Genomic DNA, 22,952 nt, shown 5'->3' with positions numbered 1-22,952 from the left:
TTGCTCGAGGTCTTCGTCACAGCCAGACTAAACCCATGACTTCTCCGCCGGGCGTAATCAGGCCCGCACTCCTAGCCGACACTGTCGTACTGGTCAGTGGTGGCTCGCAAGGCGTCGGCGCCGGCGTCGTACGTGCCGCTGTCCGTGAGGGCGCGCAGGTGGCTTTCACCGGCCGACGCCCTGACGTCGGAAAGACTCTCGAGGCAGAACTTCCGGGAACTCACTTCATCGAAGCCGATGTGGCACAGACGGATTCCGCACTCGCCAGCGTTGCCGAGACGATCTCACATTTCGGCCGCGTGGATGCCCTCGTCAATTCTGCCGGGCTCACCTCGCGCGGCACGCTGCTCGACACCACCGAAGAACTCTTCGACCAGCACATCGCGGTGAACCTTCGCGGTCCGTTCTTCACGATGCAGGCAGCAGTCAAAGACATGCGCGAGCGTGCGGTCCCCGGGTCCATCGTCAACATCATCTCCACGTCCGAACTCGGCGGGCAGCCGTATCTCGCGCCGTACGTGGCAGCGAAGGCCGGGCTGGCGGGTCTGACCCGCAACGCCGCCCATGCGCATCGCTGGGATCGTATCCGGATCAACGGTCTCGACATCGGGTGGACACAGACCGAGGGAGAAGACCTCACGCAGAGAGCTTTTCACGACGCCGGTGACGACTGGCAGGAACGCGCGGGCAGCACCCTCCCCATGGGCAAGCTCGGACAGGTCGACGAAATCGCCGACTTCGTCGTCTTCCTGCTCTCCGATCGCAGCGGAGTCGTGACGGGTTCGATCATCGACTGGGACCAGAACGTCTTCGGAGGGCTGGACTGATGGGCGCTCGCATCGGAGTCGTCGGCCTCGGACGAATCGGCAGCTACCACGCCCGAAATCTACTGACGCTAAACGGCGTCGACGCACTGGTTGTCACCGATGTCGACGCACGTCGAACCTCGGACGTGGCAAGCGAACTCGACGTGGAGTCCGCTGCCGATCCCGACGCGCTTCTAGCGTCAGGCATCCACGGCGTTCTGATCGCCGCGCCGTCGAGTTCACATGCCGAATTGATCGAAGCCGCTGTTCGCCTAGACATCCCGACGTTCTGCGAAAAGCCGGTAGCCGACTCCATCGAATCCTCCGTTCGTGTACTCGCGACTGCCGAGCAGACGTCGGTACCAGTCCAGATCGGATTTCAGCGCCGATTCGACCCGTCATTTGTGGCGGCGTACGACGCGGTTCGATCTGGAGAACTCGGTTGGATCCACACTCTCCGATCGACCACCCTCGATCCCGCTCCCCCGCCGATCTCGTACATCGAACACTCAGGCGGCATCTTCCGCGACTGCTCGATCCACGACTTCGACATCGTACGGTGGATCAGCGGCCGCGAAGTCACCACTGTTTTTGCCACCGGCTCGAATCAGGGTGATCGCGGGATCGCCGATGCCGGTGACGTCGACACCGCCGCAACGGTTCTCACTTTCGAAGGCGGAACCATCGCGGTCGTGTCGAATACCCGCTACAACGGCCGCGGCTACGACTGCCGACTCGAGGTACTCGGCTCGGCGGACTCCGTCGTTGCCGGGCTGGACGACCGCTTGCCACTCCGCTCCCTCGACCCCGAAACATCGTTCCCCTCGAAGGAGCCGTACACGTTCTTCATGGACCGCTTCACGTCCGCCTACCGTGCGGAACTCGAAGCATTCCTCGGCGTTGTCGCCGGGCGTCGGGAATCACCGTGCACGCCCGCAGATGCGGTCGAGTCGGCCTGGATCTCCGAAGCTGCAACGCACTCTCTGCGCGAGGGTCGGCCCGTCACGATCACCGAAGTCAAAGATCTGTTCCTTCACGACAAGAATGAGGCACACACATGAGCACTCCTCGCATCGCCGGCGCACCGATCTCCTGGGGCGTGTGCGAAGTCCCGGGCTGGGGCTACCAGCTCGACCCTGCGCAAGTCCTCCGGGAAATGCGCGAAGTCGGTCTGGCGGCAACGGAAATCGGACCGGAGGGCTTTCTGCCGACTGCACCCGCCGAAATGGCCAAGGTGCTCGCGGATCACGATCTGAGCGCAGTCGGCGGGTTCGCACCGGTACTGCTGCATGATCGCGATCATGATCCGGTTCCCGGCATCTCCCCCATCCTCGACGGTTTCGTCGCCTCGGGTGCCGAGGTTTTGGTCCTGGCCGCCGCGACGGGTTCCGACGGCTACGATTCACGCCCGGAACTGGACGAGCAGAGTTGGAAAACCCTGCTGCACAATCTCGATCGCCTCACCGACGCCGCGGCCGAGCGCGGAATCAGGGCAGTTGTCCACCCTCACGTCGGAACGATGATCGAGCAGCGCGACGAGGTCCTGCGAGTGCTCGACGGCTCGGCCATCCCCCTGTGCCTGGACACCGGCCACCTGTTGATCGGCGGCACCGATCCGGTCGACCTGGCGCGTCAAGCTCCCGAGCGCATCACCCACGTGCATCTCAAGGACGTCGACGATGCCCTCGCATCACGCGTTCGCAGAGGTGAGCTCACCTACACCGACGGCGTGAAGGCGGGAATGTACCGTCCACTCGGTGGCGGCGACGTCGACATCGCCGGTGTCACAGCCATATTGCAGCGCCACGGTTTCGACGGGTGGTACGTGCTCGAGCAGGACACCATTCTGGCCGAAGCGCCGTCGGACGAGGGACCGGTGCGCGATGTGCGAGCGAGCGTCGAGTATCTGCGGTCGGTTCTGTGACACCTCCTACCCCGCTGCGGATAGGCATTCTGGGAGCCTCACGCATCGCCGAGAACGCGATGATCAAACCTGCAACGGCCACCGGGCACCGCCTGGTGGCCGTTGCCGCACGCGACCCCGAGCGGGCCAGAGCCTATGCGGCCCAGCATGGGATCGAACGGGTGGTCGGTTCGTACGCCGAGCTGATCTCGGATCCGGAGGTGGAGGTCGTCTACAACGCGCTGCCCAACAGCCTGCACGGACCGTGGAATCTCGCCGCCGTTCAGGCCGGCAAGCACGTGCTGACGGAGAAACCGTTTTCGAGCAACGCGGTGGAAGCGCGTGCTGTAGCCGAGGCAGCACGCGTGAGCGGCGTGACGCTGCTCGAGGGGTTCCACTACCTCTTTCATCCGGTGAACCGGCGCCTGCTGGATCTGGTTCGAAGCGGCGCCGTCGGCGCGGTCACTCGGGTGGAAACCGTACTGCGGATGCCCACACCATCCGAGAACGACCCGCGGTGGGAGCTCGCCTTGGCAGGCGGGTCACTGATGGACCTGGGCTGCTACGGGTTACATGCTTCCCGGACGCTGAGTGACGTCTGTGGTGGTGCGCCAGTGGTGACCGAGACCCGCCACGAGGAATATGCTCCGAGGGTTGATTCGTGGTTCGACATCGAACTCGAATACCCCAGCGGCGCCACGGCATCCGTGGTGACCACGATGTTGGACGAGCGGTATCACTTCACCTTCCGAGTATTCGGCACTGAAGGAGACGTCCTGGTACACAACTTCCTGCAGCCGGACATCGACGACCGTGTCTCCGTCACGGCCGGTGGGCGCACGAGCGTCGAGCATCTGGGCACGAAGTCGTCGTACACCTATCAACTCGAAGCGTTCGCCGATCATCTGTCCGGGGTCTCGGCGCTGCCGATCGGGCCGGGCGACGCGGTAGCCAACATGACGATGATCGACGAGGCGTACATGCATTCCGGCCTCGGGGTTCGGCCGACGACCATCCTGTGACGAAACGACTACAGCCTCGGTTCGATTCGAACCGAGGCTGCAGTCGCGAGGTTTTGATCTAGCGGCGAAGCTCGTGGGTCAGCGTCTCGAGCTCGTCACCGCCCGCCATCTCCTTGGTCAGTTCTTCGAGTGAGATGTCGTCGTACTTGGCGTCGAGCTTCTGCCTGCCTCGGTTGAGGAGCACGAAGTGATCGCCGACCATGTACGCGTGGTGCGGATTGTGCGTGATGAAGATGACGCCGAATCCCTGTTCCTTGGCAGCGGTGATGTAGCGCAACACCATTCCCGACTGCTTGACGCCGAGCGCTGCTGTCGGCTCGTCGAGAATCAGCACGCGCGCGCCGAAGAAGATGGCGCGGGCGATGGCAACACACTGACGCTGACCGCCCGAGAGACTACCGATCGGTGCGTCGACGTCAGGTAGTTCGATGCCCATCTTCGACAGTTCCGAAAGAGTCGTCGCGCGCATGGCGTTGGCGTCGAGCGACTTGATCAGACCGCCCTTGCGCAGTTCCTGCCCGAGGAAGAAGTTGCGCCACACCGGCATCAACGCAACGACGGCGAGGTCCTGATAGACCGTCGCGATGCCTTTGCCGAGAGCTTCTTTCGGCGAGTGGAACGTTGTCGGTTCACCGTCGACGAGTAGTTCACCTTCGCTCTGTTGGTGCAGACCGGCGATGATCTTGATCAGCGTGGACTTGCCTGCGCCGTTGTCACCGAGCACGCCTGTTACTTCACCCGCACCGACGCGCAGGTTGATTCCCTTGAGCGCGATGATGTTTCCGTATTGCTTACCGACGTCCTTGAGCTCGATCAGTGGCACGTTGCCGCCCGAGTTCGAGAGAGCGGGAACTTCAGCTGTGGTACTCATGTGTCACCTTTTCGCAGCGTAGTTGCGGAATGCGTTGTTGGCGATGACCGCGAAGAGCAGCATGGCGCCGAGGAAGAACTTGAACCAGTCCGGGTTCCAGCCTGCGTAGACGATGCCCTGGTTGGTCATACCGAAGATGAATGCACCGATCGCAGCGCCGATCGCGGTTCCGTAACCACCGGTGAGCAGGCAACCGCCGATGACTGCGGCGATGATGTACAGGAACTCGTTACCGACACCCTGACCGGACTGAACGGTGTTGAACGAGAACAGCAGATGCATGCCCACGAACCAGGCAGCAAAGCCGACGGTCATGAACAAGCCGATCTTGACTGCGGTCACGGGCACACCGATCGCGCGGGCACTGTCCTGATTGCCGCCGACCGCGAAGATCCAGTTGCCGATCTTGGTCTTGAACAAAACAAATGTTGCAATCGCGGTGAACAGCAGCCACCACACGACCGTGATCTTGACGGACACCCCGAAGACCGAGAACGACGACGCGAATACCTTTTTGGCGGAATCGAATCCAGCCATGTCGGAGACGCTGGGTGTGGCCACCTGACCACTCACGAGCTTGGTGACGGCCAGGTTGATACCGGTCAACATCAGGAAAGAACTCAAGGTGATGAGAAAGCTGGGAATCTTCGTCTTCATGACGAGGTAGCCGTTGAAGAATCCGACGGCGAGCGAGACGACCAGCGCCAGAATCGCGCCCACCCACAGGTTGAGGTGCAGGTTGTAGGCGATCATCGACGCGGCGAGAGAGGACGTGGTGACTGCGACGCCGGCGGAGAGGTCGAACTCGCCGCCGATCATGAGCAGGGCGACCGCGCAAGCCATGATGCCGATCGTGGAGCTGGAGTAGAGCACTGTCGCAAGCGCTTCCGGCGTGCGGAACGGTGCCGCGACGATACAGAAGAAGATGAAGATGGCGATGGCGCCGACAAGTGAACCCATCTCCGGGCGGAGCAGCAGACGCTGAATGCGCTTTTGCTCCTTCACCCGTTCATCGGTCACGACTTTATGGGCGGCAAGGTCGAGATCTGCCTGAGTGGACATGATTTCCCTTCCGTGCTGGACAGGCGCACGGAGGGCGGACTCTCAGCCCTCCGCGCGCCCGGATCAGCGAGTTCCGTTCTTGGCGTACTCGGCGACCGAGTCGATGTTGGTGTTGTCGATGAACGCGGGTCCGGTCAGGGTGGGCAAGCCACCACCGATCACGTTGCCGTTGTTGAGGTAAAGCCACAGCGAATCGATGGCGAGGTAGCCCTGCAGGAAGGGTTGCTGGTCCACTGCCCACTGCACGTCACCGGATTTGATGGCGTCGACGAGCGCCGCGTTGGTGTCGAAGGTGACGACCTTCGCCTTGCTGCCCGCATTGCCGACCGACGTCACGGACGTCAATGCAAACGGCGCACCGAGCGCGAGAACTCGATCGATTGCCGGGTCCTGTTGAAGTTTCGCGGTGATGGTCGACTCCACCGACGGCATGTCCTTGCCGTTGACGTTGAGAATCTCCGTCGTTCCCTTGAACGACTTCTTCACACCGGCGCACCGTGATTCGAGGCTCACGTTGCCCTGCTCCTGAATCACGCACAGCACCTTGGTCGCACCTTCGGTGTTGAGTCGCTCGCCGGCAGCTTCACCGGCAATCGACTCGTCCTGACCGAAGTACTCCTTGACGCCCATGTCCTTCCAAGTTTCGAGGCCCGAGTTGAGGGCGACCACCGGAATGCCCGCGGCGGTGGCACTTTGGACCGCGGCAACCATGGCGTCGGGCTTCGCGAGGGTAACGGCAATCCCGTCGACCTTGCTGTCGATCGCGCTCTGAACCAAGTTGGCCTGATTCGGTGCCTCGGGATCGGCGGAGTACCGAAGTTCGATGTTGTCCTTCGCCGCTGCGGTTTCGGCTCCCTTGCGCACCAGATCCCAGAACGTGTCACCGGGAACTTCGTGGGTGATCATCGCAATGGTGGCGCGGGGCGTGTCCGCCGTACCCGCGCCCATTCCGGATCCGGATGAATCCGGCTTACCGCCGGTGCTGGAACAGGCGGCCAGACCCAAGACCACGACTGAGGCTCCGGCCAGTACGGCAACGCTCTTGCGCCCCGTGAGAAACGACATGTGAACTCCCTCTCGACATCAACCAACGGCCCGCGAACGGATGGTGCTCGGTTGTATGTGAAAGATGTAATACCCGTCACAGTCGAATGTCAATAGTTTGTTCTGACATTAGGACTGCTTATCAAAGACCAGACAAACTGAAGGGAGTGGAAAGGCCAGGTCAACGCGCTGCAGGTCCAGTTGAACCTCGAACCACTAGTTGTGGTTGCGCGACTATGTCCTTGCCCAAGAGTCCACTTCCGGCGTCGAGACGTTCGGAGATTCGCTCCACCGCGGCGCCACCCAGAAACGCCGTGTCCTGCCCGACACTGGTCAGATCGATGTGCGCCAAACCTGCCAATGCACTGTTGTCGAATCCGATCACGGAGACGTCGCCGGGCACCGAGACTCCCGCACGCAAGAAGACGTCCAGGACTCCTAGCGCGCAACGATCATTGAAAGCGAAGACCGCACTGGGAATCCCTTGGTCGACCATCGACCGCGCGGCGTCCGCGCCGAACTCCTCCGTGAGGCCGCCGGGAAGTATCCGCGATTCCAGTCCGGCCGCCCGCATGGCCTTCCGGTAGCCCTGACGCCTCTCCTGGGCGCCCGGACCGCGTCCGCCGTCGACGTGGACGATCGAGCGGTGCCCGAGTCCGACGAGATGATTCACGGCCATCACGGCGCCCGCCTCGTCGTCCGTGCGGACAACGTCCACATGTGCTGAGGGCATCTTCCGGGCGAGCACGACGACGGGAACCTTGGCCGCCAGGTCGACGATCTCCGATTCCGGCGCCTGCGAACCCAACAGCAAGATCGCCTCGCATCGGTCGTCGAGCAGGGTGCGCACGGCGCGCGAGCCAGGCCTGCGGTCCGAGACAGCGCTGAGAACGACGTCGTAGCGCAAGCGTTCGGCTGCGTCGTAGATCTCGTCGAGCAGCTCCGCGTGAAAGGTTTGCGCGGCAACATAACTGACACCGATCAGGCGGCTGCGATGCTGGCGCAGCAGTCGCGCCGCGTTGTCGGGTCGATAGCCGAGTTCGTCCGCGGCCGCCTTGACCCGTACCCGCGTCGCATCGCTGGCACCCGGGACATCGCGAATGACGATGGACACCAGTGCGCGTGACACACCGGCCAGGTCTGCTACGTCTTGCAAGGTGGGGCGTCGACTGTTCACCTCCACAGACTAGATCGTTCCAGCGAATACACGCCGAAACGTTGACGCACGAGGCAACCAGCGCTTTACTGACACGACTAGAACGATCTAGTTCCTCATCCTCACTCCGAACGGAGCCCCCATGTCTGCCTCTGTTGCAGTCGGTCTGATCGGCGCTGGATGGATCGGCCGTTTCCACGGCGAGTCCGTCGCGCTGCGTATCCCCGGCACCCGTCTCGTCGCCGTCGCCGATCCTGCGCCCGGCGCTGCGGCGTCGTTGATCGAACGTGTCAGTCCCGACGCCCGCGCGTACACCGACGCCCTTGAGCTGATTGCCGATCCGACCGTCGAAGCGGTGCTCATCAGTACGCCCGCATCAACTCACACCGATCTCGTGGTAGCAGCAGCGGAGGCCGGCAAGCATGTCTTCTGCGAAAAGCCGATGGCTTTGACACTCGAGGACGCCGATCGCGCAATCGGCGCATGCGCCGCGAACAATGTTGCGCTGCAGGTCGGTTTCAATCGCCGTTTCGCCGCCGATTTCGCGGCGGCCCACGACGTGATCACCTCCGGCGGAATCGGGACCCCGCAGCTACTTCGCTCTCTGACTCGCGATCCGGGAATCACCGCCGACGTCGCCTCTCGAGTCAAGCCGTGGACGATCTTCAACGAGACACTGATTCACGACTTCGACGCCCTGCTCTGGCTCAACCCGGGGGCACGCGTCGTCGAGGTGTTCGCGCAGGCCGATGCTCTCGTCCATCCGCAGTACAAGGAGCAGGGGTACCTCGATACGTCGATGGTTCAGTTGCGGTTCGACAACGGCGCCTTCGCGTCGGCCGAGGCCAACTTCCAGGCCACCTACGGTTACGACGTTCGCGGCGAGGTTTTCGGTTCCGGTGGAATGGTGAGTGCAGGCGAGGTCACGCGGACCGCGATGCGTCATTACAGCTCACCGGGCGTTCGGGCCGACACACCTCGGGTGAACATCGAACTGTTTCACGACGCCTATGTTGCCCAGCTAGCGCACTTCGCAGACTGCATCCGCTCCGGCAGCGCGCCGTCGGTCGACGGTCTCGATGCTCGCAACGCCCTGGAAATCGCACTGGCTGCAAAAGAATCCGTGGAAACCGGACTGCCCGTATCGCTGCTGTCGGTGCCGCAGTGAGCCCCTTCGATTTGGCGGTCTCTGCCGAGATGACGTTCACCGAACTCCCTGTCGTCGAACGCATTCGGCGGATCTCGGAGGCGGGGTTCGCAGCCGAGATCTGGAGTTGGCAAGACAAGGACCTCGATGCTCTGGTCGCCACCGGGGCTCGGTTCTCCTCGATGACCGGCTATCTTCACGGCGATTTGTTCGACGAAGCGGGCAGCGCCGAACTCGTACGTACAGCGGCGCTATGCCTCGCGCCGGCAGCGAAACTCGGCGTTCCTCGGCTGAACTTCCATACCGGCGAGCTGATCGACGGACAGGCCGCGCGCCCGCAGTATCGAACTACGGGAGCGATGTGGCTGACGGCCCAACGCGCTCTCGAGAAGATCGCGCGACGGGGTGAAGACGCCGGAGTCGTCTTCTGCCTCGAGAATCTCAATACGATCGTCGATCACCCTGGCGTACCGATGGCCAGAGCCAAAGACACTCTGGCACTGGTGGAATCCGTCTCACACCCCAACCTCAAGATGATGCTCGACCTCTACCACGCACAGATCGGCGAAGGAAACCTCATCGAACTCGTGCGGCGTTGTGGTGACAACATCGGCGAGATTCAGGTGGCCGACGTACCCGGCCGATGCGAACCCGGAACCGGCGAGATCAACTACCCAGCCATCGCACGCGTTCTCGCCGAGCAGGGTTACGCCGGCACGATCGGATTGGAGGGCTGGGCATCCGGAGACAGTGACACCGCACTCACTGCTTTCCGGAACGCCTTCACTCTCTAACTCTCACGCAGGAACGTGATCCCGTCGTAGCGCGCAGATTTTCCGTCACCGGTCGAGTCCACGGGGAGCGCCTCCTGAGGTCTTTTTGATGGATTTCAGGGGTAGTTTCGATGGCTTTTCCTTGGCAGTCTTTGAGTCACAGCACATCGTGAACTCCGCAGGAAGGCCCCCGAATGACTCCAGCACTGACCGACCACACCGTGCCGTTCGCGGGTAGGTTGCACCGAGAAGATTGCAACATCGAAGACTTCGCCGCTCTGGTCGCACACGAGACAGACCCCGTCGATTACCCGTACGCCCATTCGGTGGCCGACGGCGTTCTTCTCTACCGCTCGGATGCTCTGGTCGACAAATTGTCGAATCCTAAAATCCGGGCGGAGATTCAGGACGAGATCGCCCGCGCGTTACTCACCGGTCCAGGCATCACGGTCTTCCAAGGCGCGTTCGACGCGGAGGTATTGGATCGCGCCAGTGCGGTCTTCCGTGAACTCATTGCGCGCCAACACGAAGCCGGCGCGGTGTCCGGAGATCACTTCGCCAAACCCGGAGCCAATGACCGGATCTGGGGAGCACAACTGAAGTTGGCGCTCGAAGATCCCAAGGCTTACGTCGACTACTACGCAAACAGCATTGTCGCTTTGGCTTCGGAAGCCTGGCTCGGCCCCATGTATCAGGTGACGTCGGACGTCAACGTCGTCAATCCCGGTGGCGCCGCACAGAATCCACATCGCGACTACCACCTCGGTTTCATGTCGAGCGACGTCGCTGCGAAGTTCCGAGCGCACGTTCATCGCTTGACCCCCGCCCTCACCTTGCAAGGTGCAGTCGCCCATGTGGACATGCCGGTCGAGACGGGCCCGACGAAATATCTGCCGTACTCCCAACAATTCGAATCCGGATACCGCGCGTTCGAGCGTCCCGAGTTCAAGGAGTTCTTCGAGGCCAATTACGTCCAATTACCTTTGGAGAAGGGAGATGCCGTCTTCTTCAACCCTGCACTGTTCCACGCCGCCGGCCACAACAAATCCGCCGACGTCCTGCGCATGGCAAATCTTCTTCAGGTGTCGTCAGCCTTCGGTCGCGCCCTCGGAACCATTGACCGGGACGCGCTCGTCAACGCGATCTATCCGGCACTGCTCGCCCTCAGCGAAGCAGGTTCCGACGAGTCCGTTCGCTGTGCCGTCGCCGCTTCCGCTGAGGGCTACGCCTTCCCGACCAATCTGGACCGAGACCAACCGATCGACGGCCTCGCGCCTCAGACGCAGGCCGAACTAGTGATGGAGGCGGTTCGCGAGCGGATCTCGCCTGACCTTCTGGCCGAGTTGCTGAAGGCACAGTCCGAGAGACGAATGGCCTGAGGGACGACAGCGCTGACGAGACTTGGACCGCCCAATGCCGGTCAGTCGGTACGCTCGTGGCATGGGGTGGGACTTGTTAGTGCTGTTCGCCATGATCGGCCCGTTGGCGGTGTTCGGGTGGGCGGCTGTTCGGGCAAGGCGCCGCGGGCTTGGGGGGTCGTTCGTCGGGCCGTTTCAGGAGATGTTCGATCCCGGTGCGGCGCGAGCACAGACTGTCATCGAACAGATCGCGGAACTTCCGGATCCTGCGGACTCCGGCGACCCGGACAACGACGACGATGTGCCGTACACAGTCGCCTACGAGGGTGTTCGGCTCCACATCAACCCCGGTAAGGCTCGACAGCGCGGAGGCGACGGGACCACCAAGCGAGCTCAGTGAAAGTCGGACCGGATACAACGCGAGGGAGAACTGGTTCAGTCAGGGCCGGCGAAGTTGATAGGTGACACCGTTCTCCAACTCATCTGAGCTGAAGGACTCCGGAGAGAAGTGGCCCAAGCTCACCTCATAGTTTCTCTGGTTTGCGGGGACGGCATCAAAATGTGCGGTGTAGGAGCAGGTGCTCATTCCGTCGGGAAGTTGATCGATTGCCTCGACCTCGAGTGCCGACCTTGTGGATGCAGCGCCGCTGCCCCCGAAAATCTGAATCTGGTCGTTCGGAGCAACACGAATCATGTCGATCACGCACTCTCCAGAGACCGTCTCGGCCTGCTCTGCCTGACCGGTCACCGTTATCGTGGCGGCAAAGGTTTTCGGCACATCGACATTGGTCGTGCAGCTTGTCAGCATCAGCGCTCCCACAGAGCCCGCTGCCGCAGCCGCAACCTGTGCTGACCTTCGCCTCATAGTCGTCAACGGTAGTGCGTCCGAGTCGCCACGGTGCTCGGTTGCCGAATCCGAAGAGTCACACGGGGCCCGTCGCCGGCCGGCCGAACCACGTGGACAGCTGAGTATCCAACTCCGCCTGCGAATCCCCCACCCATGCCACGTGACCGTCCGGCCGAAGCAGGACAGCCGGAGCGTCCAATTCAGTGCTTGTGTCAACGATGTGGTCGGCGCGATCGCTCCAACCATCGACGGACAGTTGGCCACCCTGGTCGAGAAGAAGTCCGCGGCCGGATCGCATCAGGTCGTACAGGTTGCCGCGCGTCAACGCGATGTTCCGCAGCCGCCGACCGAGTAGGTCGTCACCTTCGCCGAAGTCGTAGCGAATCGAGATCGCAGTGATCTTCTCGGTCAGATAACGCATGACGTCTTCGAAGTCCATCAACTCGGAGATCAAGCGTCGCACAGCTTGTGGACCGGCTGCGGTGGAGATCAGCTCCGCCTGCGCGCGCGTGTTGTCGAGAACGTCGGCAGCCACCGGACGCCGTTCCGATTCGTACGTGTCGAGCAGGACGTCCGGTGCCCAGCCGTTGATCTCTGCGGCGAGCTTCCAGCCGAGGTTGAAGGCATCTTGGACACCGAGATTGAGGCCTTGTCCGCCCATCGGTGGGTGGATGTGTGCGGCATCGCCGGCGAGGAACACCCGGTCGCGCCGGTAGTGCTCCGCCAGACGGGTGGCGTCACCGAAGCGCGAGAGCCACCGCGGTGAGTGCACACCGAAGTCGGTGCCCGCAATGGCCAGTAGCTGTTGCTTGATGTCGTCGAGGGTGGTGGGAACCGCGCGACCGTCGGCAACTTCGGCCGCGGGTACCACGACGCGAAAAGCACCATTGCCGGCGGGACCGACTCCGAATCGTTTGTGCGTTTCCCGGATTTCGGCGACAACGGCGGCCAGTTCATCAGCCGGCATGGTCACGTCCATTTCGCCGATCAACGTGTCGGCGCTCGACGGCTCGCCGGGAAACCCGACGTCGATCAGCTTCCGAACAGTGCTGCGGCCGCCGTCGCAGCCCACGAGATAACGCGCGTGAAGTGTTGTGCCGTCGGACAATTCCGCTATGACGCTATCGGTGTCTTGACGGATCGCGACGACGCGCTTCCCTCGCTGAATGTCCGCACCGACTTCGGTGGCATGTTCGGCAAGAATCCTGTCGATCTCGGGCTGAGGAATGCCCAGTACGTACCCGTGCGCAGTATCGAGGTGCGCCGGTGCCGGTTTGCTGATCCCCGCGAAGAATCCACCGAGCGGATATTTGCGGCCGTGCGCGAGGAACTTGTCCAGCAACCCGCGCTGCTCCATTATTTCGATGCTGCGCACATGGATGCCGAGGGCACGGACGAACTGAGTCGGCTCCTCGTCCTTGTCCACGACGACGACATCGACGCCCTGCAGCCGGAGCTCACCTGCCAGCATCAATCCAGTTGGTCCAGCACCGACAATGATGACGTCACTCATGCGATCCCCTCCTTCGGGCAAGGCTTTTGCTTGCTCGCAGCAGACGAGTGTGCACCATCACCGGGGCCTTGCCGCAAGCCCCGGGTCCCGCGTTATGATGAAGGTGGCGGAAGACGCTTCATCATCGGCGCACCAACACCACAGCACCTGCATCGCGTGGGAGCCGCCAACTCTCGATCACCGTCGGCACCAGCATGGCCCCGAGAACACCCAGCGTCAGAGAAAACGGCACTCCGCCGCTCAGATCCCCCGACTCCGCCAACGGTGTGCAGAGCGTGATCACCAACGCGGACAGTGCAATACCCAGACCGGACGCCAACTCTTGCAGCGTTGCATGCAGAGTATTGGCATCGGTCAGCTCACCCGAGTCGACGTCGGCGAACGCCAAGCTGTTGTACGCGGTGAACCCGATGGATCGCAACGCGCCACTGACAAACAGTGCGACAGCGATTACGACGTCCGGTGTCGTCGACGAGATCAGTACCAGCGCACCGAAGCACACCACCGACAGAACTCCGTTTCCCACCAGAACTAGTCTGATCCCGAACCTGCGCATGAGCGGAGTGGTGAGCGGTTTGATCGCGATATTCCCCGCGAACAGAGCCATCACCAGCAGACCGGCCTTGAACGCCGACATTTCGAATCCCACTTGGAACAACAACGGCAGCACAAACGGCACGCCCATGATCACGAGCCGGTACAGCGAGCCGCTCGACGCGACGAGCCGAAACGATCGAAGTCGGAGGACGCCGAGCGCGATGAGCGGATGATCCGACCGGACGAGGTGAATGACGGCCAAGCTCAACAAGATCAGAGCCGCAACGATCCCGAGGCACACTCTTAGCCAGTCGGTTCCGGCACTGTGCACGTTATCGAGCGCCACGACAAGCACTGCGACGCCTGCTCCGATCACCACCAATCCCAGCCAGTCAAGGCTCCGTTTCTGCGTTTGCCGAATGTCGGGCACCATGCGCAATGCCAGCAGAAACCCGACGATCCCGATCGGAACGTTGATCAGAAAGATCCAGCGCCACGAAGCGATCGACACGATGGCTCCACCCACAGCGGGCGCAAGAACCGGCGCTGTGAGCGCCGGCCACGTCAAGTAAGCGATAGCCCGTACGAGTTCCGCCTTCGACGTCACCCGCAATACTGCGAGCCGCCCTACCGGCACCATCATGGCGCCGCCTACCCCTTGTAAAGCACGCATTCCCACCAGCATCGGGAGGGAGGTGCTCAGTGCACATCCCACCGATGCCACCGCGAAAACGGCTATGGCAGAGATGAAGACACGTCGCGTTCCGAATCTGTCGGCCATCCATCCGCTCGCCGGGATCAGGACGGCCAACACCAGGAGGTACGAAGAAACGGCGACATTGACGTCGACGGCATCAACTCCGAAAGATTGGGCGATCGACGGCAGTGCCGTTGCGAGAATCGTCGCGTCCAGCATCTCCATGAACAGCGCTGCTGCCACGAGCAGCGCCAGTCCGCGGGGAAATGTCACTGCACCAGAGCCTTTCGGAGGAGCTGTCGATCAGCCGAGAGAAATCCAGCTGCCGGAGGTCACCGAGGCGACCATCGCGTCCAGAGCCTGTGCGGACGCGACTGCATCAGCGATGGTCGCGCCCTGCGGCGCTCCGTCCACGATCGAGGCGATGAAATTGCGAGCCTCGATCACTTTCAGGTCGTCGTAGCCCATCGCGTTGGCCGCGCCAGGCTGGAAGCGGCCGAACTCACCGGACTCGGGGCCGACCAGAACCGTCGTGACGGATTGGTCCTGATACTTCGAGCCCAGGCTGGTGCCCAGTTCACCCATCCGGCGGTAGTCCCAGAACACGGCACCCTTCGTGCCGTGAACCTCGAATCCGTAATTGTTCTGCTCTCCCACGGCGACGCGGCATGCTTCGAGGGTGCACCGGCCACCCGAGCCGAGGCGCAGCAGTGCGCTGACGAAGTCTTCGTTCTCGACAGCCCCCATCTCCCCACCGCTGGCCCGCGCATGTCCACTGGTAGCGGCGGACGGACGCGCACGCTCCGGGATGAAGATCGCAGTATCCGCAACGAGAGCGTCGACGTCACCGAGAAGATGACGAATCAGATCGATGCCGTGCGAGGCCAAGTCGCCCAGGACGCCGGCGCCGCCGCGTTCACGCTCGTATCGCCAACTCAAAGCACCTTCAGGGTGGGCCGCATAGTCGCTGAGGAAACGAAAACGCGAGTGCGTGATCGTGCCCAACTCCCCTGAGTCGATCAGGCTTTTTGCCAGGGCCACAGCCGGCGCGTTTCGGTAGTTGAAGCCGACGGTCGACTGCACACCGGCATTCGAGACTGCTGCGGCAACAGCTTTGGCGTCTTCCGTGGACAAGCCGACGGGCTTCTCGATCCAGATGTGTTTGCCGGCTTCTGCCATTGCGACGCCGATTTCACGGTGCAAGAAGTTCGGGGCCGTGATGCTCACCGCGTCGATGGCCGGATCGGCTGCGATATCGCGCCAATCCTGGGTGAAAGCTTCGAAACCGAATTGGTCCGCTGCTTCCTCCCCTCGGCCAGGCACCTCGTCGGCGACGGCAGCCAGGCGGATCACGGGAAGCTGGGGATAGTGCTGCCGCAGACGCAGATACGCCTGCGTGTGGACGCGGCCCATCCATCCGAATCCGGCAACTGCTACTGAAATGCCTGTCATGAGGCTCCGTTCGGGTCGAATGATCGAAGGATCGCTGAAATGCTGGGATCACAAATCACCCCCACTGACTCGGTCAGGCGGGTACTCGTGTCACCGGGATCGAGATCTAGCGGTCGACCACGGTGGTGTCGAAGTAGTAACGCGACGCTCGGTAGCAGTGGCTGCCGTACTCGACGGCGCTACCTGAATCGTCAAATGCAGTGCGGCTCATGGTCAAGAGGGCAGCACCCACTTTCTCGTCGAGCAATCCTGCTTCTTCGCGAGTCGCCGCCCGAGCGCCGATTCGCTGCCGCGCGACACGGATGTGAACACCGCGAGTTCGCAAGGTTTGGTACAGCCCCTGCGTCTCCAACTCCTCGGGATCGGGTGCGATGTCCACCGGAATGTAATTGGTCATCACGGCAAGCGGTTCGCCGTTGGTGCTTCGCAGACGCCTGATGGTGGCCACTTCGGCGTCAGGTTCGAGGTTGAGTTCCGCGGCAACGTCCTCGGCGGGAACTCCCACCGTGAACTCGAGCAGCTTGGTCGTCGGCGCCTGGCCGGCCCTCGCAAGGTCGTCGAACAGGCTGGTGAGCTCGACCGGGCGGTGCACCGGACTTTGCACCACCTGTGTTCCGACTCCCCGCTTACGAACAAGTAGTCCCTTGTCCACCAGTTCCTGGATCGCGCGTCGAGTGGTCGGACGTGAGAGATTGAGCCGTTTGGCCAACGCCAGTTCGTTCTCGAAGCGATCACCTGGGGCAAGTTCGCCACCGAGAATAGCGCCCTCGATTGCCTGTGCCAGCTGAAAATACAGCGGCACCGGGCTCGAGCGGTCCAACTCGACGGCGAGTGCTGCGACCACGGCCAACTCCGATCTGTCTTGGGAAGGCGCCGTATCGACGCTACTTCTCTCGGCAGTGTATGCGAACACTAACATTCACTTGACCGCAAGTCATAATGTCCAGACAAACTATTGACAATCGCTATGTCGCGGCGCACAGTTTCAGTCATACATCGGTGCCCTGCGTGGGCAACCCACCACGAACTCTCGGGAGTCAGTTTTGACAAGCATCAACACTCACCAGAGCGGGTCACACATCCCTGACGCACCCTTCGACGTGCTTGCCATCGGCCGATCGGGTGTGGACATCTACCCACTTCAGACCGGTGTCGGACTCGAGGACGTCGAGACGTTCGGCAAGTTCCTCGGCGGCAGCGCAGCCAATGTCTCGGTGGCGGCTGCACGCCTCGGCCGGCGAGCAGCACTGATCTCCGGCGTAGGCAGCGATCCTTTCGGAAAGTTCGTCACACGCGAGTTGGCACGTCTGGGCGTCGACAACAGGTTTGTCGTCACCAATTCCGAGTACCCGACACCGGTGACGTTCTGCGAGATCTTCCCTCCTGACGACTTTCCGCTGTACTTCTACCGCAAGCCGCATGCGCCCGATCTTCGGATCACCCCGGAAGACATCGACCTCGACGCCGTTCGAACAGCGTCCCTCTACTGGTCGACTGTGACGGGGCTGTCCGAAGAACCGAGTCGCAGTGCACACTTCGCGGCCTGGGAAGCCCGCGAACGACGCCCGCTGACGGTCCTCGATCTGGACTACCGCCCGATGTTCTGGTCGACGCCCCAGGAAGCAACCACTCAGGTGCAGCGCGCTCTGGCGCACGTGACGGTAGCCGTGGGGAATCGTGAAGAGTGCGAAATCGCTGTCGGTGAGACCAACCCGAACAAGGCCGCGGACGCGCTTCTCGACCTCGGAGTCGAACTGGCCATCGTGAAGCAGGGCCCGAAGGGTGTACTCGGCAAAACACGAAAGCAATCGATCACCGTGCCGCCCAACGCCGTCGACGTGGTCAACGGGCTGGGAGCAGGCGACAGCTTCGGGGGATCACTGTGCCACGGACTGTTGGCCGGGTGGCCGCTGGAGAAGGTACTGCGGTACGCCAACGCGGCCGGCGCGATAGTCGCATCTCGGCTCGAATGCTCCACTGCGATGCCGACCGCCGAAGAAGTCCACGATCTCGCCGAAGCCACAGCCACGGAGGCAGTCAATGTCTGACAAGCTCGCCGCCCGCCCCCTCGCCACCACCTACGCCGAAGTGACGGAACTGCGTGCGAGCGATCCGCAGATCATCGAAAAGGCCTGGGCAGCGCGAACTCCTCGCGCCACTGTTCGAGGCAATGGTCGACTGATGATCGTCGCTGCCGATCACCCGGCCCGTGGGGCACTGTCTGTCGGTGGCAAGCCGACAGCGATGAACAGTCGTACCGATCTGCTCGACAGATTACGCACTGCGCTCGACAATCCCGGAGTCGACGGCGTTCTCGGCACCGCGGACATTCTCGACGATCTGCTCCTCCTCGGCGCCCTCGACGACAAGGTCGTCTTCTCGTCGATGAACCGCGGCGGCCTGGCAGGCGCGAGCTTCGAACTCGACGACCGCATGACGGGTTACACCGCGGCGGGCACCGCGAAGTTCGGAATGAACGGCGGAAAGATGCTGCTACGCATCGCACTCGACGACGCGGGCACACTGCCCACCATGACGGCATGTGCCGAAGCCGTGGACGAACTGGCCGCGGCCGGACTGATCGCGATGCTCGAGCCGTTTCTCTCCAGTCGCGTAAACGGCAAGGTGGTCAACGATCTCAGCCCTGACGCCGTCATCAAATCCATCCACATCTCCCAAGGTCTCGGCTCCACCTCGGCGTACACGTGGATGAAACTGCCGGTCGTCGACGAGATGGAACGCGTCATGGATGCGACCACCCTCCCGACGCTCCTCCTGGGGGGAGATCCGCAGATCGCGCCGGAAGAAACGTACGCAAAGTGGGACGCTGCACTTCAGCTGCCGTCCGTGCGCGGACTGATCGTCGGACGCGCGCTGCTCTACCCACCCGACGGCGACGTGACCGCGGCCGTCGACACCGCAGTCAAGCTCGTCCACTAGAACCGACCTGGCAGGAGCAAGATGTTCAGCAAGTACTACGTCCCCGCCGGATCGTCCGCCGACCGTGATTTCACGACAGTGGTCACGCCGGAGTCCGCCGGGTGGACCGAATCCAGCTTGTGGACACTCGAACTCGCCCCGGGTGCGAACGTCCACCTGCAGTCCGGCGAGAACGAGATCATCGTCGTTCCACTGGCGGGTTCGGCCGTCGTTGTTGCCGAGGGGACGGAGATTCCCCTGACCGGCCGCGCATCGGTTTTCGACGGTCCGAGCGATTTCGCGTACGTCGGTCGCGACGCCGACTACTCGGTCAGCAGCACGGGCGGAGGCCGCTTCGCCCTGTGCGGAGCGCGCGCCGGCGCCAAGCTTCCCCATCGATACGGTCCCGCGTCCGGAGTCGCGGTCGAACTTCGCGGCGCCGGAAACTGCAGCCGACAGGTTCACAACTTCGCCACTGCAGACACCTTCGAGGCCGACTCCATCATCGCGTGTGAGGTCATCACGCCCGGCGGGAACTGGTCGTCGTATCCCAGCCACAAACACGACGAGAACAGCGACGTCGAATCGGCCCTGGAAGAGATCTACTACTTCGAGATCGACAGAAGCCCCACCGGGACCGAAGGTTTCGGCTACCACCGCGTGTACGGAACTGCCGAGAGACCTATCGAGGTGCTCGAGGAAGTCCGCTCGGGCGACGTCGTCCTCGTGCCGCACGGCTATCACGGCCCGTCCATCGCAGCGCCGGGCCACCACATGTACTACCTCAATGTCATGGCAGGTTCGGGCGAGATCCGGGCGTGGAACATCTGTGACGATCCGCAACACACCTGGCTACGTGGAAGCTGGGATCACCAGGACATCGACCCTCGACTGCCGTTGCAGTCCCACAACTGACGGAAGTGAAAGCTGTGGCACCCACCAACAACGCAACCGGCAATCGTCCACCTCGCGACGAGCCGACCGTATACCTCACCGTTTCTCAAGCTGTCGTCCGCTTCCTCGCCAACCAGTACACCGAACGCGACGGCCAGCGCACCAAGCTGTTCGCCGGCTGCTTCGGAATCTTCGGGCACGGCAACGTCGCCGGACTGGGGCAGGCACTCTTGCAGGCCGAGATCCAGGATCTCGACGCCGGCCGTGAGCCGACACTCCCCTACGTGCTCGGCCGCAATGAACAGGCGATGGTGCACTCGGCTGTCGCGCACGCCCGCATGAAGGACCGCCTGCAGACGTGGGCAGTCTCGTCCAGCGTCGGCCCCGGTGCCACCAATATGATCACCGGCGCGGCACTGGCCACCATCAACCGTCTACCTGTATTACTCCTTCCCGCAGACACTTTCGCGACCCGCGCCAGTGCCCCCGTCTTGCAGGAACTCGAACTCCCGTCGAGCGGCGACGTCACAGTCAACGACGCTTTCAAACCGGTCTCACGATACTTCGATCGGGTATGGCGCCCGGAGCAGTTGCCGAGCGCTCTGCTCGCCGGGATGCGCGTTCTCACTGATCCCGTCGAGACCGGCGCAGTCACCATCGCCATCCCGCAGGACGTGCAGGCCGAGGCTTTCGACTGGCCCGAGTCCTTCTTCGCCGAGCGAGTCTGGCACGTGGCCCGCCCGCTCCCCGAACGATCGGTGATCGAACGCGCCGCCGCGATCATCCGCTCGGCTCGCAAGCCACTGATCGTCGCCGGCGGCGGCGTGATCTACAGCCAGGCCAGCGACTCTCTATCAGCGTTCTGTGCGCAAACCGGAATCCCCGTGGGGCAGAGCCAGGCCGGCAAGGGTTCCTTGGTCTACGACCATCCACAATCCGTCGGGGCGGTGGGGTCCACCGGCACTACGGCTGCAAACGCACTGGCCACCGAGGCTGACGTCGTCATCGGTATCGGCACGCGGTACAGCGATTTCACGAGCGCGTCCCGCACCGCGTTCACCAATCCCGACGTTCGCTTCGTCAACATCAACGTCGCATCACTGGACTCCGTGAAGCAGGGCGGAGTCAGCGTTGTCGCCGACGCACGTGAGGCACTCGACGCGCTGGCACTTGCACTGAACGACTACCGGGTGGACGACGAATACGCGTCCAGGATCGGTGACCTCGCTCGCGATTGGGATGCGATCGTCGAATCCGTCTACAACCCAGCCGAACCCGCTGCCGACGGGTCACTGAATCAGAATCAGGTGATCGGCCTGGTCAACACACTGTCCGATCCACGTGACGTCGTGGTGTGCGCTGCCGGGTCCATGCCGGGTGACCTCCACAAGCTGTGGCGAACCCGTGATTCCAAGGGGTATCACGTCGAATACGGGTACTCGTGCATGGGATACGAAGTTGCCGGCGGTCTAGGCGTCCGCATGGCGTGCCCCGATCGCGACGTGTTCGTGATGGTCGGAGACGGTTCCTATCTGATGATGGCCACCGAATTGGTCACCGCCGTACAGGAACGCCTCAAGGTCATCGTCGTCCTGGTGCAGAATCACGGATTTGCCTCCATCGGTTCACTGTCCGAGTCGCTGGGTTCCCAGCGCTTCGGCACGCAGTACCGCTACCGCTCGAATGACGGACGTCTCGACGGAGGGGTTCTCCCGGTCGATCTGGCCGCGAACGCTGCCAGCCTCGGTGTCGACGTCATCCGCGCCAACACCGCTGCCGAGTTCGCCGACGCGATCAAGGTTGCCAAAGCAAGCGACACCAGCACCGTCATCCACGTCGAAACCGATCCGCTGATCGGCGCCCCGGACAGCGAATCCTGGTGGGATGTACCGGTATCGGCCACCTCCGAACTGGAGTCCACCAAGAAGGCACGGACAACTTACGAGTCCTGGAAGAAGATCCAGCGACCGTACCTCCGTCCATCCGAATGAAAATTCCGCACAACCACACCCCATAAAGCTTGCCCGCGAAAGGAATCTAGACATGAGCGCGATTCGCGTCGGATCAGCCCCCGACTCCTGGGGCGTGTGGTTTCCGGACGATCCACAGCAGACCCCTTACACACGATTCCTCGACGAGGTATCCGCGTCGGGATACGAATGGATCGAACTCGGCCCGTTCGGATACCTTCCGACCGATCCAGCCAAGTTGACGGACGAACTCGGCGCCCGCGGCCTGAAGCTTTCGGCCGGTACCGTTTTCGAACACCTGCACCAGGACGATTCCTGGGATGCCGTCTGGAATCAGATCAAGGACGTCGCCAAGTTGACCGCAGCCGTCGGCGGCAAGCACGTGGTGGTCATCCCTGAGATGTGGCGCGACCCTTCCACCGGAGCGGTACTCGAAGACCGCAATCTGACGCCCGAGCAGTGGCGTAAGAAAACCGACGGCATGAACGCTCTCGGGAAGGCAATGCTCGAGGAGTACGGCGTCATGGCGCAGTACCATCCTCATGCCGACAGTCACGTCGACATCGAGGACAACGTCTACAAGTTCCTCGAAGGGACCGACGAGCGTTTCGTGAATCTGTGTCTCGACACCGGCCACATCAGCTACTGCGGCGGCGACAATCTCGCAATTATCGACAAACATCCGGAGCGCATCGGGTACCTACACCTCAAGCAGGTGGATCCGACGATAGTCGCCAAGGTTGAGGCGGAGGACCTGCCGTTCGGTGAGGCCGTCAAACTCGGTGCCATGATCGAACCGCCGCGCGGAATCCCCGACATGCCACCGCTTCTGGAGGCCATCGAGAAGCTCGGCATCGACGTGTTCGCGATCGTCGAGCAGGACATGTATCCCTGCCATCCCGACACACCGCTGCCCATCGCAGCGCGCACCCAGAAGTACCTGTCCACCTGTGGCGTCCCCGCCGTCCGTTTCAGCTGAGC

The 22,952-nt window shown here is 62.5% G+C and carries 22 protein-coding genes; 13 read left to right on the top strand and 9 right to left on the bottom strand.

The annotated features are described in order from the left end of the window. Window positions 1–35: 35 nt before the first annotated feature. Genes BH682_RS10165 through BH682_RS10150 form a run of 4 tightly spaced genes read left to right on the top strand, consistent with a single transcriptional unit; the run spans window position 36 to window position 3,731 of the window. A complete protein-coding gene (locus BH682_RS10165; protein WP_075832802.1) occupies window positions 36–827 on the top strand; it encodes an SDR family oxidoreductase in 792 nt (263 codons plus the stop codon). Next, complete coding sequence (locus BH682_RS10160; protein ID WP_075832800.1) at window positions 827–1,867, top strand: Gfo/Idh/MocA family protein; 1,041 nt, start codon at window positions 827–829, stop codon at window positions 1,865–1,867. The genes BH682_RS10165 and BH682_RS10160 overlap by 1 nt, the downstream gene beginning before the upstream one ends. Next, window positions 1,864–2,730 carry a TIM barrel protein gene (locus tag BH682_RS10155; protein ID WP_007727332.1) on the top strand — a complete coding sequence of 289 codons (867 nt, stop codon included), beginning with the start codon at window positions 1,864–1,866 and terminating at the stop codon, window positions 2,728–2,730. The genes BH682_RS10160 and BH682_RS10155 overlap by 4 nt, the downstream gene beginning before the upstream one ends. After that, a complete protein-coding gene (locus BH682_RS10150) occupies window positions 2,727–3,731 on the top strand; it encodes a Gfo/Idh/MocA family protein (protein ID WP_075832798.1) in 1,005 nt (334 codons plus the stop codon). Before BH682_RS10155 ends, BH682_RS10150 begins: the two co-directional genes overlap by 4 nt. Before the next feature lie 58 nt (window positions 3,732–3,789). Here the strand turns inward: BH682_RS10150 and BH682_RS10145 are convergent, their stop codons facing one another. From BH682_RS10145 to BH682_RS10130, 4 genes are all read right to left on the bottom strand, one after another. Further along, a complete protein-coding gene (locus BH682_RS10145) occupies window positions 3,790–4,602 on the bottom strand; it encodes an ATP-binding cassette domain-containing protein (RefSeq protein WP_007727336.1) in 813 nt (270 codons plus the stop codon). A gap of 3 nt (window positions 4,603–4,605) precedes the next feature. Continuing rightward, the gene (locus tag BH682_RS10140; protein WP_003940759.1) at window positions 4,606–5,664 is read right to left on the bottom strand and encodes an ABC transporter permease; all 1,059 of its coding nucleotides are present in this window, start codon (window positions 5,662–5,664) and stop codon (window positions 4,606–4,608) included. A gap of 63 nt (window positions 5,665–5,727) precedes the next feature. Further along, entirely contained in the window at window positions 5,728–6,729 is a 1,002-nt protein-coding gene (locus BH682_RS10135) for a substrate-binding domain-containing protein (protein WP_007727338.1), read from the bottom strand. A 160-nt stretch (window positions 6,730–6,889) separates the two neighbouring features. Then, window positions 6,890–7,891, bottom strand: coding sequence for a LacI family DNA-binding transcriptional regulator (locus BH682_RS10130; RefSeq protein WP_075832796.1), 1,002 nt, complete (start codon window positions 7,889–7,891; stop codon window positions 6,890–6,892). Between the two features lie 115 nt (window positions 7,892–8,006). Between BH682_RS10130 and BH682_RS10125 the strand changes: the two genes are divergently transcribed. From BH682_RS10125 to BH682_RS10110, 4 genes are all read left to right on the top strand, one after another. Then, entirely contained in the window at window positions 8,007–9,032 is a 1,026-nt protein-coding gene (locus BH682_RS10125) for a Gfo/Idh/MocA family oxidoreductase (RefSeq protein ID WP_007727343.1), read from the top strand. Beyond that, a complete protein-coding gene (locus BH682_RS10120; protein WP_083954659.1) occupies window positions 9,029–9,805 on the top strand; it encodes a TIM barrel protein in 777 nt (258 codons plus the stop codon). The genes BH682_RS10125 and BH682_RS10120 overlap by 4 nt, the downstream gene beginning before the upstream one ends. A 173-nt stretch (window positions 9,806–9,978) precedes the next feature. Further along, window positions 9,979–11,163, top strand: coding sequence for a phytanoyl-CoA dioxygenase family protein (locus BH682_RS10115; protein WP_075832794.1), 1,185 nt, complete (start codon window positions 9,979–9,981; stop codon window positions 11,161–11,163). 61 nt (window positions 11,164–11,224) lie between these two features. Further along, window positions 11,225–11,542, top strand: a complete 318-nt coding sequence (locus BH682_RS10110) for a hypothetical protein (RefSeq protein WP_037125592.1) — start codon at window positions 11,225–11,227, stop codon at window positions 11,540–11,542. A gap of 39 nt (window positions 11,543–11,581) precedes the next feature. On the opposite strand, the gene BH682_RS10105 is transcribed toward BH682_RS10110, so the two are convergent. The 5 genes from BH682_RS10105 to BH682_RS10085 all read right to left on the bottom strand — a co-directional run bounded on the left by BH682_RS10105 (window position 11,582) and on the right by BH682_RS10085 (window position 17,032). Continuing rightward, window positions 11,582–12,007, bottom strand: coding sequence for a hypothetical protein (locus BH682_RS10105; protein ID WP_100245418.1), 426 nt, complete (start codon window positions 12,005–12,007; stop codon window positions 11,582–11,584). 58 nt (window positions 12,008–12,065) lie between these two features. Beyond that, window positions 12,066–13,502: a rifampin monooxygenase Iri gene (gene iri, locus BH682_RS10100; RefSeq protein WP_075832792.1), complete on the bottom strand. Its 1,437-nt coding sequence runs from the start codon at window positions 13,500–13,502 to the stop codon at window positions 12,066–12,068. Between the two features lie 121 nt (window positions 13,503–13,623). Then, window positions 13,624–15,009, bottom strand: coding sequence for an MFS transporter (locus tag BH682_RS10095; protein ID WP_083954658.1), 1,386 nt, complete (start codon window positions 15,007–15,009; stop codon window positions 13,624–13,626). Between the two features lie 30 nt (window positions 15,010–15,039). Continuing rightward, a complete protein-coding gene (locus BH682_RS10090; protein ID WP_075832790.1) occupies window positions 15,040–16,188 on the bottom strand; it encodes a Gfo/Idh/MocA family protein in 1,149 nt (382 codons plus the stop codon). A gap of 106 nt (window positions 16,189–16,294) precedes the next feature. After that, window positions 16,295–17,032 carry a GntR family transcriptional regulator gene (locus tag BH682_RS10085; RefSeq protein WP_003941006.1) on the bottom strand — a complete coding sequence of 246 codons (738 nt, stop codon included), beginning with the start codon at window positions 17,030–17,032 and terminating at the stop codon, window positions 16,295–16,297. A gap of 199 nt (window positions 17,033–17,231) precedes the next feature. On the opposite strand from BH682_RS10085, the gene iolC reads away from it, so the two are divergent. Genes iolC through BH682_RS10060 form a run of 5 tightly spaced genes read left to right on the top strand, consistent with a single transcriptional unit; the run spans window position 17,232 to window position 22,950 of the window. After that, the gene (gene iolC, locus BH682_RS10080) at window positions 17,232–18,236 is read left to right on the top strand and encodes a 5-dehydro-2-deoxygluconokinase (RefSeq protein ID WP_172933431.1); all 1,005 of its coding nucleotides are present in this window, start codon (window positions 17,232–17,234) and stop codon (window positions 18,234–18,236) included. Continuing rightward, on the top strand, window positions 18,229–19,128 hold the full coding sequence (locus BH682_RS10075) for a Cgl0159 family (beta/alpha)8-fold protein (RefSeq protein ID WP_021332504.1): 900 nt from the start codon (window positions 18,229–18,231) through the stop codon (window positions 19,126–19,128). Before iolC ends, BH682_RS10075 begins: the two co-directional genes overlap by 8 nt. A gap of 21 nt (window positions 19,129–19,149) precedes the next feature. After that, on the top strand, window positions 19,150–20,022 hold the full coding sequence (gene iolB, locus BH682_RS10070; protein WP_063316668.1) for a 5-deoxy-glucuronate isomerase: 873 nt from the start codon (window positions 19,150–19,152) through the stop codon (window positions 20,020–20,022). Window positions 20,023–20,036: 14 nt separating this feature from the next. Further along, window positions 20,037–21,992, top strand: a complete 1,956-nt coding sequence (gene iolD / locus BH682_RS10065; RefSeq protein WP_064074955.1) for a 3D-(3,5/4)-trihydroxycyclohexane-1,2-dione acylhydrolase (decyclizing) — start codon at window positions 20,037–20,039, stop codon at window positions 21,990–21,992. A gap of 52 nt (window positions 21,993–22,044) precedes the next feature. After that, complete coding sequence (locus BH682_RS10060) at window positions 22,045–22,950, top strand: sugar phosphate isomerase/epimerase family protein (RefSeq protein ID WP_075832788.1); 906 nt, start codon at window positions 22,045–22,047, stop codon at window positions 22,948–22,950. The last annotated feature ends 2 nt before the right edge of the window (window positions 22,951–22,952 follow it).

It is taken from the genome of Rhodococcus sp. YL-1 (assembly GCF_001942025.1).
Classification (GTDB): Bacteria; Actinomycetota; Actinomycetes; order Mycobacteriales; family Mycobacteriaceae; genus Rhodococcus_F; species Rhodococcus_F qingshengii.
Note: the sequence above shows the minus strand (reverse complement) of the source record. Positions and strands in the feature narration are given on the sequence as shown.

Excerpts from the sequence above, each read along its gene's own strand:
- iolB (WP_063316668.1), top strand. The coding sequence starts at position 19,150 with ATGTTCAGCAAGTACTACGTCCCCGCCGGATCGTCCGCCGACCGTGAT.
- BH682_RS10115 (WP_075832794.1), top strand. The coding sequence starts at position 9,979 with ATGACTCCAGCACTGACCGACCACACCGTGCCGTTCGCGGGTAGGTTG.
- BH682_RS10155 (WP_007727332.1), top strand. The coding sequence starts at position 1,864 with ATGAGCACTCCTCGCATCGCCGGCGCACCGATCTCCTGGGGCGTGTGC.
- BH682_RS10160 (WP_075832800.1), top strand. The coding sequence starts at position 827 with ATGGGCGCTCGCATCGGAGTCGTCGGCCTCGGACGAATCGGCAGCTAC.
- BH682_RS10105 (WP_100245418.1), bottom strand. The coding sequence starts at position 12,007 with ATGAGGCGAAGGTCAGCACAGGTTGCGGCTGCGGCAGCGGGCTCTGTG.
- BH682_RS10090 (WP_075832790.1), bottom strand. The coding sequence starts at position 16,188 with ATGACAGGCATTTCAGTAGCAGTTGCCGGATTCGGATGGATGGGCCGC.
- BH682_RS10165 (WP_075832802.1), top strand. The coding sequence starts at position 36 with ATGACTTCTCCGCCGGGCGTAATCAGGCCCGCACTCCTAGCCGACACT.
- BH682_RS10145 (WP_007727336.1), bottom strand. The coding sequence starts at position 4,602 with ATGAGTACCACAGCTGAAGTTCCCGCTCTCTCGAACTCGGGCGGCAAC.
- BH682_RS10125 (WP_007727343.1), top strand. The coding sequence starts at position 8,007 with ATGTCTGCCTCTGTTGCAGTCGGTCTGATCGGCGCTGGATGGATCGGC.
- BH682_RS10110 (WP_037125592.1), top strand. The coding sequence starts at position 11,225 with ATGGGGTGGGACTTGTTAGTGCTGTTCGCCATGATCGGCCCGTTGGCG.
- iri (WP_075832792.1), bottom strand. The coding sequence starts at position 13,502 with ATGAGTGACGTCATCATTGTCGGTGCTGGACCAACTGGATTGATGCTG.
- BH682_RS10075 (WP_021332504.1), top strand. The coding sequence starts at position 18,229 with ATGTCTGACAAGCTCGCCGCCCGCCCCCTCGCCACCACCTACGCCGAA.
- BH682_RS10060 (WP_075832788.1), top strand. The coding sequence starts at position 22,045 with ATGAGCGCGATTCGCGTCGGATCAGCCCCCGACTCCTGGGGCGTGTGG.
- BH682_RS10140 (WP_003940759.1), bottom strand. The coding sequence starts at position 5,664 with ATGTCCACTCAGGCAGATCTCGACCTTGCCGCCCATAAAGTCGTGACC.
- BH682_RS10135 (WP_007727338.1), bottom strand. The coding sequence starts at position 6,729 with ATGTCGTTTCTCACGGGGCGCAAGAGCGTTGCCGTACTGGCCGGAGCC.